The organism is Nakamurella sp. (assembly GCF_044224575.1).
Lineage (GTDB): Bacteria > Actinomycetota > Actinomycetes > Mycobacteriales > Nakamurellaceae > Nakamurella.
Genome location: NZ_JBGAKE010000003.1, coordinates 180,757 through 194,343 on the forward strand (window position 1 = coordinate 180,757; position 13,587 = coordinate 194,343).

General features: G+C 69.7%; 12 protein-coding genes. 1 reads left to right on the forward strand and 11 read right to left on the reverse strand.

Features of this window, described 5'->3' with window-relative positions; all coding sequences use genetic code 11:
* Nucleotides 1-2: 2 nt before the first annotated feature.
* Nucleotides 3-1,079 carry a LacI family DNA-binding transcriptional regulator gene (locus tag ACILSK_RS04765; RefSeq protein WP_395725982.1) on the reverse strand — a complete coding sequence of 359 codons (1,077 nt, stop codon included), beginning with the start codon at nt 1,077-1,079 and terminating at the stop codon, nt 3-5.
* Between the two features lie 339 nt (nt 1,080-1,418).
* Between ACILSK_RS04765 and ACILSK_RS04770 the strand changes: the two genes are divergently transcribed.
* Nucleotides 1,419-2,567 (forward strand): ABC transporter ATP-binding protein, encoded by a 1,149-nt coding sequence (locus tag ACILSK_RS04770; protein WP_395725983.1) that lies wholly within the window; start codon nt 1,419-1,421, stop codon nt 2,565-2,567.
* Nucleotides 2,568-2,728: 161 nt separating this feature from the next.
* Here the strand turns inward: ACILSK_RS04770 and ACILSK_RS04775 are convergent, their stop codons facing one another.
* The 10 genes from ACILSK_RS04775 to ACILSK_RS04820 all read right to left on the reverse strand — a co-directional run bounded on the left by ACILSK_RS04775 (nt 2,729) and on the right by ACILSK_RS04820 (nt 13,540).
* Entirely contained in the window at nt 2,729-3,631 is a 903-nt protein-coding gene (locus tag ACILSK_RS04775; RefSeq protein ID WP_395725984.1) for a metal ABC transporter permease, read from the reverse strand.
* Between the two features lie 7 nt (nt 3,632-3,638).
* Nucleotides 3,639-4,547 (reverse strand): metal ABC transporter ATP-binding protein, encoded by a 909-nt coding sequence (locus tag ACILSK_RS04780; RefSeq protein WP_395725985.1) that lies wholly within the window; start codon nt 4,545-4,547, stop codon nt 3,639-3,641.
* On the reverse strand, nt 4,544-5,509 hold the full coding sequence (locus ACILSK_RS04785; protein WP_395725986.1) for a metal ABC transporter solute-binding protein, Zn/Mn family: 966 nt from the start codon (nt 5,507-5,509) through the stop codon (nt 4,544-4,546). The genes ACILSK_RS04780 and ACILSK_RS04785 overlap by 4 nt, the downstream gene beginning before the upstream one ends.
* A 379-nt stretch (nt 5,510-5,888) precedes the next feature.
* Nucleotides 5,889-6,869, reverse strand: a complete 981-nt coding sequence (gene rlmB, locus ACILSK_RS04790) for a 23S rRNA (guanosine(2251)-2'-O)-methyltransferase RlmB (RefSeq protein WP_395725987.1) — start codon at nt 6,867-6,869, stop codon at nt 5,889-5,891.
* A 31-nt stretch (nt 6,870-6,900) separates the two neighbouring features.
* Nucleotides 6,901-8,316: a cysteine--tRNA ligase gene (gene cysS, locus ACILSK_RS04795; protein WP_395725988.1), complete on the reverse strand. Its 1,416-nt coding sequence runs from the start codon at nt 8,314-8,316 to the stop codon at nt 6,901-6,903.
* 109 nt (nt 8,317-8,425) lie between these two features.
* On the reverse strand, nt 8,426-10,132 hold the full coding sequence (locus ACILSK_RS04800) for an alpha-glucosidase (protein WP_395726157.1): 1,707 nt from the start codon (nt 10,130-10,132) through the stop codon (nt 8,426-8,428).
* An 11-nt stretch (nt 10,133-10,143) separates the two neighbouring features.
* Nucleotides 10,144-10,476 (reverse strand): Lsr2 family protein, encoded by a 333-nt coding sequence (locus tag ACILSK_RS04805; protein ID WP_395725989.1) that lies wholly within the window; start codon nt 10,474-10,476, stop codon nt 10,144-10,146.
* A 256-nt stretch (nt 10,477-10,732) separates the two neighbouring features.
* A complete protein-coding gene (locus tag ACILSK_RS04810) occupies nt 10,733-11,530 on the reverse strand; it encodes a sugar phosphate isomerase/epimerase family protein (RefSeq protein WP_395725990.1) in 798 nt (265 codons plus the stop codon).
* Between the two features lie 136 nt (nt 11,531-11,666).
* Nucleotides 11,667-12,347 (reverse strand): response regulator, encoded by a 681-nt coding sequence (locus tag ACILSK_RS04815; protein WP_395725991.1) that lies wholly within the window; start codon nt 12,345-12,347, stop codon nt 11,667-11,669.
* A complete protein-coding gene (locus tag ACILSK_RS04820; RefSeq protein WP_395725992.1) occupies nt 12,344-13,540 on the reverse strand; it encodes a sensor histidine kinase in 1,197 nt (398 codons plus the stop codon). The genes ACILSK_RS04815 and ACILSK_RS04820 overlap by 4 nt, the downstream gene beginning before the upstream one ends.
* Nucleotides 13,541-13,587: the final 47 nt, after the last annotated feature.

Sequence of the window (13,587 nt, forward strand, 5' to 3'; positions counted from 1 at the left end):
TGTCAGCGTCGGGGTGGCGCCGTGGTGCGGCCGGGCAGGAATGTCGTGGGCAGCACGATCCGCCGGCCAGCGGCCTTGCGGGCCGGGCTGAGCAGCATCCGGCCCGCCTGCCGACCCTTTTCCACCACCGGTTGCTCCACGCTCGTGAGCCCCGCATCGACCGCCGCCTTGATGCCGTCGAAGCCGGTCACCGAGACGTCCTGGGGGACCCGCTGGTGCCGTCGGGTGAGTTCACCGATCGCGCCGAGCGCGAGCACGTCCGAGGTGGCGATCAACGCGGTGATCCCCGGGTCGAGCGACAGCACCTCGGCGGCGGCCGAGGCGCCCGCCTCGACGGTGTGCTCGAACCGCTCGACGACCGGGATACGGTCCCAGGCCACGCCCGCCGCCGTGCACGCCTCGCGCAGGCCGACCAGCCGGTTGCGCTGGACGTGGTACCGGGCGGCGACCTGCCGCTCGATGGGCACCGGACCGTCCAGCCGGGCCCGGCCCAGCCGCATGCAGACCACCCCGATCCGGCGGTGGCCCAGCTGGAGCAGGTGCTCGGCCACCTGACGGATCGCGGCCCGGTCGTCGATGCCGACCGAGTCCGTCCCGGGGAAGGTGGGCTGGTCGCAGATCACCGACGGCACCGGACGGGCGAGGGCGGCGGTCAGGTGGGGGTCGTCGTCGGGCATCGAATAGACGACGAAGCCGTCAACGGCGGCCCTGGTCACCCCGGCGACATCCTCCGATTCGGGTCGGGCCGGCACCAGCAGCAGACCGACCTGCGCCTCGTCGCACTCCAGGGTCAGCCCCTCGAGAAAGGCGACGGCCCCGGGGTCGCGGATGGCGTAGGACACCTGCTCGGCCAGCAGCAGCCCGACCGCACCGGCCTTGCGGGTGCGCAGCGAGCGGGCCATCGGATCGGGCCCGGGGTAGCCCATCCGCCGGGCCGCCTCCATCACCCGGGAACGCAGCTGCGGCGACAACTGGTCCGGCCGGTTGTAGGCGTTGGACACCGTCGTTCTGGACACTCCCAACTCGGCGGCGAGCGACGCCAGCGTCGCCGGCGGCCTCGTCCGTGGGGGTCGGTCCATCCTCGACACGCTATCGCGTCGGCCCCCCGGAATCGGCATCCGGCCCGCCACCGTGTGCCATGCCGCGCGTCCGGCCCGGGTGGCCGGGGAACGGTGCGTCGCGTGGAGCGATCCGATCCTCCCCGGCGATCGCGCGTCGCCGGACCGCGCCGGGTGGGTCGATCCGAGGTCGCGACCGGCCGTGCTGACCCACACCGTCGATCGACCTCCTGGAAAACGTTTTCCCGAGCCCTTCCCTCCGGCCGATCGGTCGGCTAGGGTCGTCCTCGACCGCCTCTCGAAGCAACCTGCGACCGGTCCGGAGCCACCCTCCGCGCCGATGGAAGGACGTGACGTTCAATGGCCGACGTCCAGTACGACGGAGCCTCCCGCGTCTACCCCGGCAGCCCGCCTGTGCGCGCCGTGGACACCCTGAACCTGGAGATCCCCGACGGCGAGTTCCTCGTGCTGGTCGGTCCGTCCGGCTCGGGCAAGTCCACCGCGCTGCGCATGCTCGCCGGTCTGGAGGACGTCAACGAGGGCCGCATCCTGATCGGCGGCCGCGACGTCACTCACGTACCTCCGAAGAACCGGGACATCGCGATGGTGTTCCAGTCCTACGCGCTGTACCCGCACATGACCGTCGCCGAGAACATGGGCTTCGCGCTCAAGCTGCGCGGCGTCAACAAGACCGAGATCGCCGAGAAGGTGAAGGAGGCGGCCGGCCTGCTCGACCTCGAGAAATACCTCGATCGCAAGCCCAAGGCCCTCTCCGGTGGTCAGCGGCAGCGCGTCGCCATGGGCCGGGCGATCGTCCGCGAGCCCTCCGTGTTCCTGATGGACGAGCCGCTGTCCAACCTGGACGCCAAACTCCGGGTGGAGACCCGCGCCAACATCGCCGAGCTGCAGTCGCGGCTGGGCACCACCACCGTCTACGTCACCCACGACCAGGTCGAGGCCATGACGATGGGCCACCGGGTCGCCGTGCTCAAGGACGGGATCCTCAACCAGGTCGACACCCCGCGGACCCTCTACGACAAGCCGGTCAACGTGTTCGTCGCCGGCTTCATGGGTTCCCCGGCGATGAACCTGCTGACCGTCCCGCTGGTCGGCGACGGTGCCCAGCTCGGTGACGCCGTATTCACGCTCCCCCGTTCGGTGATGTCCGAGGCGTCGGCCGCCGGGCTCAAGGAGGTCACCTTCGGCGTCCGTCCGGAGAACATCACGCTCGCCGGCAGCGGCATCCCGGTGACGATCGACCTGGTCGAGGAACTCGGCGCCGACGCGTTCGTGCACGGACACACCCCGGACGGGAACCGCCTGGTGATCCGCGCCGACGCGCGTATCCACCCCACGGCCGGCTCGACCGTGCACGCGCTGCCGACCGACGCCGAGCACTGCCACGTCTTCGACCCGAACACCGGCATCCGGTTCAAGTCCTCCGATGCCGTGCCGGCCGACGCCACCACGGCCGCGGCGACCGCCGCATCGGTGGACCTGGGCAAGTAGCTCCATCCCTCCGGCCGACGGGGCGGTTCCGCAGGAATGCGGGGCCGCCCCGTTGTTCGTTCCGCAGGTCGGCCGACCGGCCCGAGCCCGTGTGCGGAAAATCTCCGGCCGCGGGGTATCCGACGTCCCGCGGGGCATGGCCGGCCGCGACCCAGGAACGCTCAGCGGGCGCCGGACCCAACCGGCACGGGTGCCGGCGGCGCGGCGGGGGCCCGCCGTGACCAGCCGCGGCGGGTGCGCGCCGAGCCGAGCAGCCGGCACACCACCCAGATCGTGAACGAGATGGTGGTGATGTACGGGCTGATCGGGATGCTGCCGCCGAGCGCGAGCAGGATGCCGCCGACCGTCGAGACCATCGCGAAGATCACCGACAGCACCGGCACCCACATGGCCGATGCGGTGACCCGCATCGCCGCGGCGGCCGGGGTGACCAGCAGGGAGAGCACCAGCAGGGCGCCGACGACCTGGATCGCCATGGCCACGGTCAGCCCGAGCATGAGCATGAAGACCGGGGACAGCCCGCGCACGGCCACCCCGCGGGCGGCCGCGATGTCCGGGTCGACCGAGGCAAACATCAGCGGGCGCCACACCACGGCCAGCGCCGCCAGCACGAGCAGCGAGATCCCGCCCAGCCAGATCAGCTGGGGGTCGTCGACGGCCACGATCTGCCCGGTCAGCAGCCCGAACTTGTTGGCCGACCGGCCCGGGTACAGGGCCAGGAACAGCACGCCCAATCCCAGGCCGAACGGCATCAGCACGCCGATGATGGACGATCGCTCGCGGGCCTTGACGCCCAGCACGCCGATGAGCACCGCGGCCAGCAGTGACCCCATGATCGAGCCGACGACCACGTTCATCCCGACCAGCAGCGCGAACGACGCGCCGGCGAAGGACAGCTCGCTGATCCCGTGCACCGCGAAGGTCAGGTCCCGCATCATGACGAAGACGCCGATCAGGCCGCCGACCAGGCCGAGGATCGCGCCGGCCAGGATCGAGTTGTGCAGCAGCGCGAGCAGCTGGCCGTAGTCGTCGAAGTTGAAGATCTTGTCCCAGACGTCGCTCACCGGTCGGTCACCGTCCCATTCCCAGTTCGGTCGCCCCGTGATCGTCGTGGGACTGATGCTCGAGACTCTCCAGCGACGACACGACGATGATCCGGCCCTGCGCCCGGAGCACGTCCACCGGTGCGCCGTAGAGATCGGACAGGCCGGCCGACGTGAGCACCTCCTCGGGACGGCCCAGGCGGAACGAGCCACCGGCCAGGTACAAGACCTGGTCCACGTAGGGCAGCACCGGGTTGATGTCGTGGGTGACGAACAGCACCGCGGTGCCCAACCGCCGGCGCCGCTGGTCGATCAGCGCGGCGATGTCCTGCTGATGGCGCAGGTCCAGCGCCGCCAGCGGCTCATCGCACAGCAGCAGCACCGGGTCGCTGGCCAGCGCGGCGGCCACTCGGATGCGCTGGAGCTCACCGCCGGACAGCATCGAGACCGGCGAGTCGCCGAAGGCGGTCGCCCCGACCGAGTCCAGCAGCTCGTCGATGCGCGCGCGGATCCGGCGCCGTCGGGCCCCGATCGCGACGGGCAGGCCCCAGCGGTGGCCGTCCAGGCCCATCCGCACCACGTCCCGGGCCTTGATCATCGTCGCCGCGTCGATGGCGATCTTCTGCGGGACGTAGCCGACGTGGGTGCTGCCCCGGCCCAGCGGGCGGCCGCTGATCGCGCCCGACCCGCTGGTCAGGGCCACCTCCCCGAGAATGGTGCGCAGCAGGCTGGTCTTGCCCGATCCGTTCGAGCCGAGGACCGCCACGAATTCGCCACGGGCGATCGACAGGTTCAGGTGGTTCCACAGCGTCCGGCGACCGAATGCCAGACCCGCGTCGCGCAGCTGCAACGCGGGCGGCCCGCTCGCCGGGGCGGCCGGTCCGGCGGGTGCCGGCCGGGCCGCCACCGGGGAGGACACGGTCGCCGGCTCGGTCATCCGCCCAGCGCCTGGCTCAGCGCCTGGATGTTGGACTTCATCCACGACAGGTAATCCTGCCCGTCCGGCAGGGTCTCGGTGACCGGGACCGTGGGAATGCCGTTGGACGTCGCCGCCTCGAGCACCTGCTCGGTCTGCGGGCCGGTGGTCTGCTCGTTGTAGGCGAGCAGCTTGACCTGCTGACCGCTGAACAGCTTGAGCGTCTCGTCCATGACGGTCGCCGGGACGTCCGTCTCGCTCTCGATCGCCTCGCTGAACTCGGCCGGGGTGACGTTCTTCAGGCCGGCGGTCGCCAGCAGGTAAACCGGCACCGGCTCGGTGATCGCCACCGGGGCGCCGGCGTGCGCTGACTTGATCGCCTCGGCCTGGGTGACCAGGTCGTTGACCGCCTGGTCGAACGTCGCCGAATTCGCCTGGAAGGTGCTGGCGTTCGCCGGGTCGATGGTGGCCAGTTCGGCGGCGATCGCGTCGGCGACCTTGATCGTGCCGGGCAGGTCGTACCAGACGTGCTCGTTGAGCTCGCCGTCCTGCGGGGTCACGCCGGAGGCGTCGACGGCGGTGATGACGGGCGCCTTGCTGTTGGCCGACGACACCATGGTCTGCATGAAGTCGTCATACCCGCCGCCGTTCTCCACGATCAGCTGGGCCGACGAGAGGGCCAGCTGATTGCGCGGGGACGACTGGAAGGAGTGCGGATCGGCATTGGGGTCGGAGATGATCGAGGTGACCTCGACGTGGTCACCGCCGATCTGCTTGACGACGTCGCCCCAGACGTTGGTGGCAGCGACGACCTTGATCGTCCCGGTGGCGGCGTCGGCGGACCCGCTGGCCCCGGCCGAGCCGGCGGTGGTCGTGCCGGCACCGCTCGAACTCCCGCCGGAGCAGGCCGCGAGGGTAATGGCGAGCGCTGCGCCAAGGACAGCCGCACCCAGGCGGCGACGACCGTTCGAAGTGTTAACCATTCTGAGAATCACTCTCAGGAGAGTAGTACATCACCGGGCATGGATCACCCACCCTCAGCATCACCACACGAGACCGTCACACACCGGTCACATGGAGCTTGCGCCGCGTCACGATCCGCCCGCACCCGGCACCCCGGCCCCGCGCGGATCATGACCGCCGGCGCGCACGAAGTGGTTGACCCCTGCCCCACCCGTCACATTCGGCGTGAGTTGATCCGCGCTTGTCTCCACGGGTGGTTGCCCCCCGGCCGCGCGGACGAAGTCGACGACTTCCGTCCCACCCGTCACCTTCGGGGTGGGTTGATCCGCGCCGCCCGAGTTGATCCGCGCGGGGCGGGGACAGGTCCGTGCGGGGCGGGCAGGGGTGTCGGGGGGCAGGTCAGGTGGTGGGCCGGTCGGTGCGACGGCGGCGGGCCACCTCCGCGAGAACGACGCCGGCGGCCACGGATGCGTTCAGGGACTCGACCGCGCGGGCCATCGGGATGGAGACGGTGACGTCACAGACGGTGCGGGTGAGCCGGGCCAGACCGCGACCCTCGGAGCCGACCACCAACACCAGGGGGGAGGTGGCCAGTTCGAACGAGTCCGTGTCGGTGGTGCCGTCGGCGTCCAGGCCGGCGATCATCAAACCCTGTGCCGCGTAGTCCTTCAGGGTGCGGACCAGGTTGGTGCACCGGGCGACCCGCAGCCGGGCCGCGGTGCCGGCGGAGGTCCGCCACGCCGACGCGGTCATCCCCGCGCTCCGCCGCTCGGGCACCACCACCCCGTGCGCGCCGAAGGCGGCGGCCGACCGGACGATCGCGCCCAGGTTCCGCGGGTCGGTCACCCCGTCGACCGCGACGATGAGCGCGGCCCGGCCGGAGTCGCGGGCGCGCCCGAGCAGGTCGTCCGGGTGCGCGTACTGGTAGGGCGGGACGACCAGGGCCACGCCCTGATGGATCGCGTTGCCGGTCAGCCGGTCCAGTTCGGGTCGGGACACGTCCAGTTGCGGTATGCCGCGCTCGGCCGCCCCGGCGATCGCCTCGGCGACCCGCTCGTCCGACGCCAGCCCGCCGGCCACGTAGAGCGCGGTGGCCGGCACCCCGGCCCGCAACGCCTCCACCACCGGGTTGCGACCGACCACCGTCTCCGGCAGCTCACCGCGAGGGCGGGGGGCCGGCTTCGACGGGCCCGCCGCCGGCTTGCGTTTCGCCGCGGCGGCCGCCCGACGCGTCGCGGGATGCCCCTTGCGCATCTCCGCCGGTGGCGTCGGGCCCTTGCCCTCCAGCGCCCGCCGTGGCCGGCCACCGCTGCCGGTCACCTGCCCCTTCTTCGTGCCCGTCTTGCGGGTCGCGCCGCGGCGCTGCGAGTTGCCGGCCATGTCAGGGTCCTCCGTGAACGAATAAAGGGGTTCAGGGCCGGCCGGTGGACCCGGCCACGGACCACACCGGCCCGTCCTTGGTGTCCTCAATGGCGAAGCCGGCCGCCGCCAGCTGCGTGCGGATCTCGTCGGCCCGCGCGAAGTCCCGGTCCTTGCGGGCCTGCGCCCGCTCGGCGAGCAGACCATCGAGCAACCGGCCGGTCGCCGTCACCAGCCGGGGGTCCTCACCCTTGGCCGCCCACGGCAGCGCCCAGGGATCCAGGCCCAGCACCGCCATCATGGCCCGCACCGACGACGCCAGCTCCTGCGCGGTGCCGTCGTCGGACGCGGCGAGCGCCGCGTTTCCGGATCGCACCATCTCGTGCACGACCGCCAACGCCTTGGGCACCCCGAGATCGTCGTCCATCGCCCGCCGGAAGGCGTCCGGGATGTCGCCGAGCGGAACACCTTCGCCGCCGGCGCCGATGCGATCGGCCGCCCGGTGCAGGAACGCCTCGATCCGCTCGAATGCCTTGGCCGCGTCGTCCAGGGCCTCCTGGGAATATTCGATCGACGACCGGTAATGAACACTGATCAGGTAATACCGCAGGGCCACCGCCCGAACCTTCTCGGTGATCGTCGGCACCGACAGGATGTTGCCCAGGGATTTGGACATTTTTTCACCGGACATCGTGACCCAATGTGAATGCAGCCAGTACCGGGCGAACACGTCACCGAGACCATGCGACTGCGCGGCCTCGTTCTCGTGATGCGGGAAGATCAGATCGAGCCCGCCGCCGTGGATGTCGAATTCGGAACCGAGGTAGGCGCGGGCCATTGCCGAGCATTCGATGTGCCAACCCGGACGCCCGCGGCCCCACGGCGAAGCCCAGGACGGCTCGCCCGGCTTGGCGGCCTTCCAGAGCGTGAAATCGGCCGGGTCCCGTTTGTCGCCCGCCTCCGTCTCGCCCTGCACCATCTCGTCGATCCGTTGGCCCGACAGGAACCCGTAATCGGGCTGGGTCCGCACCGCGAAATAGACGTCGCCGCCGGCCGCATAAGCGTGCCCGGCCTCGACGAGCTCGGCGATCATTTCCAGGATCTGCGGGATGTGGCCGGTGGCCCGCGGCTCGACCGACGGCCGCAGGCAGCCGAGCGTGTCGTAGGCGTCGTCGAAGCTGCGCTCGTGCGTGGCCGCCCACTCCCACCAGGGCCGGCCCGCTTCCGCCGCCTTGGCCAGAATCTTGTCGTCGATGTCGGTGACGTTCCGCACGTGCCGGACCTCGAAGCCGTTGAATTCCAGCCAGCGCCGCAAAACGTCGTAGACAATGCCGGCGCCCCGCAGATGCCCGATGTGCGGATGCCATTGCACCGTGGCCCCGCAGTTGTACACGGACACCACCCCGGGACGCAGCGGCTCGAACGGCCGGACCGATCGGGTCGCGGTGTCGTACAGTTGCAGACTCACGCCGCGGCCCGCCTACGGCGCCTCGCCGGCTCGGACGGCCCGCACACGGTCGGGTGCCCATGGTTCAGTCGCTGACGCTCGCTCACCACACCACCCTATCGTCGCGGCGCTATCGCCTCCGCCGATAGACCCGGGCCTCCCAGGGCCGCAGCAGCACGCTCGAGGTCGGGTCACCCGCCGGGTAGTTCCCGAGCACGAGTTCGGCGGCCGCCCATTCGGATTCCTCCGGTACCGGAGCCGCGGCCGATTCGGCCGAAAAATTCGCCAGCACGAGCAGTGTGGTCGCTTCGAAATGCCGGGTGAATGCATAAATAACCGGGTCGTCCGGCAGCAGCATGGTGAAGTCGCCGTGAGCGACGGCCGGTTCCGCGTGCCGCAGGGCGATGACCGCCTGATAGTGCGCGAAGACGGATTCCGGATCGCCGGTCTGCGCAGCAGCGTTGATCTCGACATGATTCGGATTGACCGCGATCCACGGCTGCCCGGTGCTGAAACCGGCGCCGGGCGAGGCGTCCCACTGCATCGGGGTACGGGCATTGTCCCGGCTGCGCAGGCGCAGGGCCGCCAACACCGAGTCGGGGTCCTGCCCCGCGGCGACCGCGGTGCGGTAATGATTGACCGATTCGATGTCCCGGAAGTCGTCCGGGCCGGCGAACGGCGCATTGGTCATACCGAGTTCTTCGCCTTGGTAAATGTACGGCGTGCCGCGATGCAGGTGCAGCACGGTCGCCAGCAATTTCGCCGATTCGATCCGATAGCGACCGTCATCGCCGAAACGGGATACCGCCCGCGGCTGATCGTGGTTGTCCCAGTACAGGCTGTTCCACCCGCGCTCGGCGAGGCCGGCCTGCCAGCGGCCCAGGCTCGCCTTCAGATCCAGCAGGCGCAGCGGGCGCAGGTCCCATTTGCCGGCGGGCCCCGAGTCGAGACTGACATGCTCGAACTGGAAGACCATGTCGACCTCGCGGCGCGCGGGATCGGTGAACAGCACGGCCTCGTCGACGGTGACCCCCGGCATCTCCCCGACCGTGAGCAGGTGCCCGGGGCGACCGTCGAACACCTGGGCGTGCATCTCCTGCAGAAACTCATGGATCCGCGGGCCGCATTGAAAATGCGGCGAACCGTCACCCAGGACGCCATGGGTCACTGCGCCGTCAGGCAGTGCCGGGTCCTTCGAAATCATGTTGATGACGTCCATGCGGAAGCCGTCCACGCCGCGGTCCAGCCACCACCGCATCATCTCGTAGACCGCTCGACGAACGTCCGGGTTCTCCCAATTCAGATCCGGCTGTTTACGGGAGAAGAGGTGCAGGTAGTACTCACCACTGGACGGATCGAATTCCCAGGCCGGGCCGCTGAAGAACGAACCCCAATTGGTCGGCTCGGCACCCGGTGCACCCGCGGGCATCCCGGCCCGGGCCGGGCGCCACCAGTACCAGTCCCGGCGCGGGCTGTCCGGGCCCGAGCGAGAATCCACGAACCAGGAATGCTCGTCGGAGGTGTGATTGACCACCAGGTCCATGACGATCCGCATGCCCCGGTCGTGCACGGCCGTCAATAATTCGTCGAAATCGCCCAGATTGCCGAAGACCGGCTCGATATCCTGATAATCGCTGATGTCGTAGCCGTTGTCGTCCTGCGGCGACGGGTAGACCGGGGACAACCAGATGACATCCACGCCGAGCGCGGCGAGGTAGTCGACCCGCTCGATGATCCCCCGCAGGTCGCCGATTCCGTCACCATTGGAATCGGCGAAACTGCGCGGATAGATCTGGTAGACGACCGATCGCTTCCACCAATCCGGGTGGTCAGTCATCATCGGCGGAATCAGGCGACGGATTCTTCGTACCGGGACAGGACGTCTGCCGGAATCCGGCCGCGGGCGGACACCGTGATCCCGTTGGCGGCCGCCCATTCCCGGACCGCCTTCGCGTCGATCCGCGCCGGAGCCGGCGCCGCCACCGGCTTGGTCGCCGTCCGGGATCCGCGAACCTTACGACCGGCGGCCGTGAATTCGGCCAGCACCTTGCGCAGGGCCGCCGCATTCCGCTTGTTCAGATCGATCTCGTACAACCGACCATCCAGACCGAACCGGACCGTTTCCGCCGCCTTGGTGCCATCCAGATCATCCGTCAGCGTCACCGTGGTTTGCTGTGCCATGTGGAGCTCCGTACCTTCCAGTGCTGCCGATCAATAAACCGACATTCTGGATCCGGACAATTCGGAATCGAATCACCCATGGGATGCCCTGCGCGACAGGAGACCCCGCGGGAATCACGCTCCGAAGACGTTGATCCAGGCCGGCAAGCCGGATGCCCGGCGTAACGACCAGCGTAGCGCGTCGAAGGACATGGGGTTACCCATCCGCGTCATTGTCCGAGAGAAATTTCACTACGGAGTCGACCGCCGACCGGATCTAATGCCCGTTACCGGCCGATTCCACGGGCGTCTCCGACGTGGTGGCCAGATTCAGTCGGGCAAACGTGAGGGCCTCGGCCAGGTCGATCTCCCGGGTGTCCGCGTCTTGACCCCGAGTGGAGATCTCGACGACCACTGTTCCGTCGAATCCGTTGCGGGCCAACCGCTCCAAGATCTCGGCACACGGCTGGGCGCCTCGCCCCGGCACCAGATGCTCGTCCTTGCTCGACCCGGAGCCGTCCGCCAGATGAAGGTGTCCCAGCCGCTCGCCCATCTGGTCGGCCAGTTCCACGGCGTCGCTGCCGGAGGTTGCCGTGTGGGAAAGGTCCAGGGTGTACCAGCGATGTCCCGCCGGCACCGGATTCCAGTGCGGGCGATAACTGTTCACCCGGGTGCCGCGGACTTTGACCGGGAACATGTTCTCGACCGCGATCCGCACCTCCGTCCGATCCTGCAATTCGGCAACCGATTCGGTGAACGTGGCCGCCGCCGCCCGTTGCCAGAGAAAGGGCGGATGAACGACGACGGTGCCGGCCCCGAGTTGTTCGGCCATGTCGATGGATCGGGCCAGTTTGACCAGCGGGTCGCTGGTCCACACCCGCGCAGTGACCAGCAGGCACGGGGAATGCACGGACAGCACCGGCATCGAGAAGTCGTCCGCGAGGGCGGCAAGGGCGATCGGGTCCTGGCTGGCCGGTTCGGTCTGCACCATCACTTCGACCCCGTCATAGCCCAGATCGGCGGCGCGGGCAAAGGCCCGGGCGGTCGATTCCGGATAGACGGCGGCGGTCGACATGCCCACCTTGATCGGCGGAATACGAATCACCGCGGCCCGCCAGCACGCTGCACGACATGTCCTCCCGATCCGGCCTCCAGCCACGGTACCGGGCCGCGCAGGCCATCGATCCCCGGTCGCGAGCGCCCGCGCCGGGTCAGGCCTCCAGCTTGTACCCCAGCCCCCGCACGGTGACCAGATATCGGGGGGCCGCGGGGTCGGGCTCGATCTTCGCTCGCAGCCGCTTCACGTGGACGTCAAGGGTCTTGGTGTCGCCGACATAGTCAGCACCCCACACCCGATCGATCAACTGCCCGCGGGTCAGCACCCGCCCGGCGTTGCGGATGAGATATTCGAGCAGGTCGAATTCCTTCAAGGGCAGCGACGTCGGCACGCCGTGCACGTTGACCACGTGCCGGTCGACGTCCATTCGCACCGGACCGGCCTGCAGCACCGGTGAATGCATGTCCTCGACCTCGACACCACGGCGGAGCACCGCCCGGATGCGGGCGATCAATTCCCGGGTCGAATAGGGCTTGGTGATGTAGTCGTCGGCACCGAGTTCGAGTCCGACGACCTTGTCGATCTCGGTGTCCTTGGCCGTGACCATGATCACCGGTACCGAGCCGCGAATTCGCAGCTGGCGGCAGACCTCGGTGCCGCTCATCCCGGGCAGCATCAGGTCCAGGAGCACGATGTCCGCACCGGAGCGGTCGAACAGCTCCAGTGCGTCCGGGCCGTTGACCGCGATCTCCGTGCTGAAGCCTTCCTTGCGCAACAGGAAGGCCAGCGGCTCGGCCATCGATTCCTCGTCCTCAACGATCAGGACCCTGGTCATGCTGCTCCTCGGTGGACGGACGACGGGGTCCCGCTCGATGGCGCGGCGGCTCCGAGGCCGTCGGCGCCGGGGTAGTTCGGCACACTCAACGTGAAGGTCGAGCCCAGGCCCGGACGGCTCCATACGGTGGCGGTCCCGCCGTGGTTGGCGGCGACCTGCTTGACGATGGCCAGGCCCAGCCCGGTGCCGCCGGTGGATCGGGATCGGGCGGGATCGACCCGGAAGAACCTTTCGAAGACCCGCTCGGTGTATTCGGGGGCGATGCCCACCCCGCGATCGGTCACCGCGATCCGCACGTGTCCCTCGCTCGTGGTCCGGCTGACCGAGACCTGGGTCCCGGCCGGCGAATAGTTGATGGCGTTGCTCACCAGGTTGGTCAGCGCCATCGTCAGCAGCGCCCGATCCCCCCGGACCAGCAGCATGGAGTCCTCGTCGGCTACCACGGTGATACCGGCCGCCTCGGCCGCGGCCGCCTGCCGACGGATCGCCTCATCGACCACCGCATCGACCTCGACGACTGCGGCGTCGGCCTGCGGGTCGGCACCCTGCAGCCGGGAGAGCGTGATCAGTTCGGTGACGAGCGCCCCCAGCCGGGTCGACTCCGAATGCAGACGTCCGGCAAAGTGCCGGACCGACTCCGGATCGTCGGCCGAGTCGAGGGTGGCTTCGGCCAGCAGCCCGATGGCGGCCACCGGAGTTTTCAGCTCGTGCGAGACGTTGGCCACGAAGTCGCGGCGCACCGCTTCCACCCGCTGGGCAGCCGATTCGTCGGTGACCGCGACCAGGATCCGTTCGTCGTCGATGCTCTGCACCACGGCGCGGATGGCCGTCGGAGCCGTCGACGGCGTCGTCGCGGTGGTCAACGACGGCGGCTGGACCGGCTCGAGCTCGACGTCGACCGGTTCGCCGGACACCGCTGCCCGTTCGGCCGCGTCCAGCACGCCCCGGTCGACGATGCCGCCGACCAGCACCCCCAGTTCGCGGGCGCGGGGATTGCTGAGCAACGGCCGACCCTGCGGGCTGAGCACCAGGTAACCGGTCGAGGACCGGCGCAACACCTCGCGCTCCAACGAATCCGGCGCCGGCACCTGGCGGGCCGCGTCCGCCCGCCGGGGCCGCAGGACCAGCCAAGCACTCAGCCACCCGAGGGCGCACCCACCCACCGCGACTGCCACATAACCCGCGCCCGACACAACCGTGATGGTAGGGCGATCCGGACCGCGATCCGACGCCCCGGTGG

Bases quoted from the DNA above. Each gene is read 5' to 3' on its own strand.
- ACILSK_RS04765 (WP_395725982.1), bottom strand. From the start codon at position 1,079: ATGGACCGACCCCCACGGACGAGGCCGCCGGCGACGCTGGCGTCGCTC.
- ACILSK_RS04770 (WP_395725983.1), top strand. From the start codon at position 1,419: ATGGCCGACGTCCAGTACGACGGAGCCTCCCGCGTCTACCCCGGCAGC.
- ACILSK_RS04780 (WP_395725985.1), bottom strand. From the start codon at position 4,547: ATGACCGAGCCGGCGACCGTGTCCTCCCCGGTGGCGGCCCGGCCGGCA.
- ACILSK_RS04785 (WP_395725986.1), bottom strand. From the start codon at position 5,509: ATGGTTAACACTTCGAACGGTCGTCGCCGCCTGGGTGCGGCTGTCCTT.
- rlmB (WP_395725987.1), bottom strand. From the start codon at position 6,869: ATGGCCGGCAACTCGCAGCGCCGCGGCGCGACCCGCAAGACGGGCACG.
- ACILSK_RS04800 (WP_395726157.1), bottom strand. From the start codon at position 10,132: ATGACTGACCACCCGGATTGGTGGAAGCGATCGGTCGTCTACCAGATC.
- ACILSK_RS04805 (WP_395725989.1), bottom strand. From the start codon at position 10,476: ATGGCACAGCAAACCACGGTGACGCTGACGGATGATCTGGATGGCACC.
- ACILSK_RS04810 (WP_395725990.1), bottom strand. From the start codon at position 11,530: ATGTCGACCGCCGCCGTCTATCCGGAATCGACCGCCCGGGCCTTTGCC.
- ACILSK_RS04815 (WP_395725991.1), bottom strand. From the start codon at position 12,347: ATGACCAGGGTCCTGATCGTTGAGGACGAGGAATCGATGGCCGAGCCG.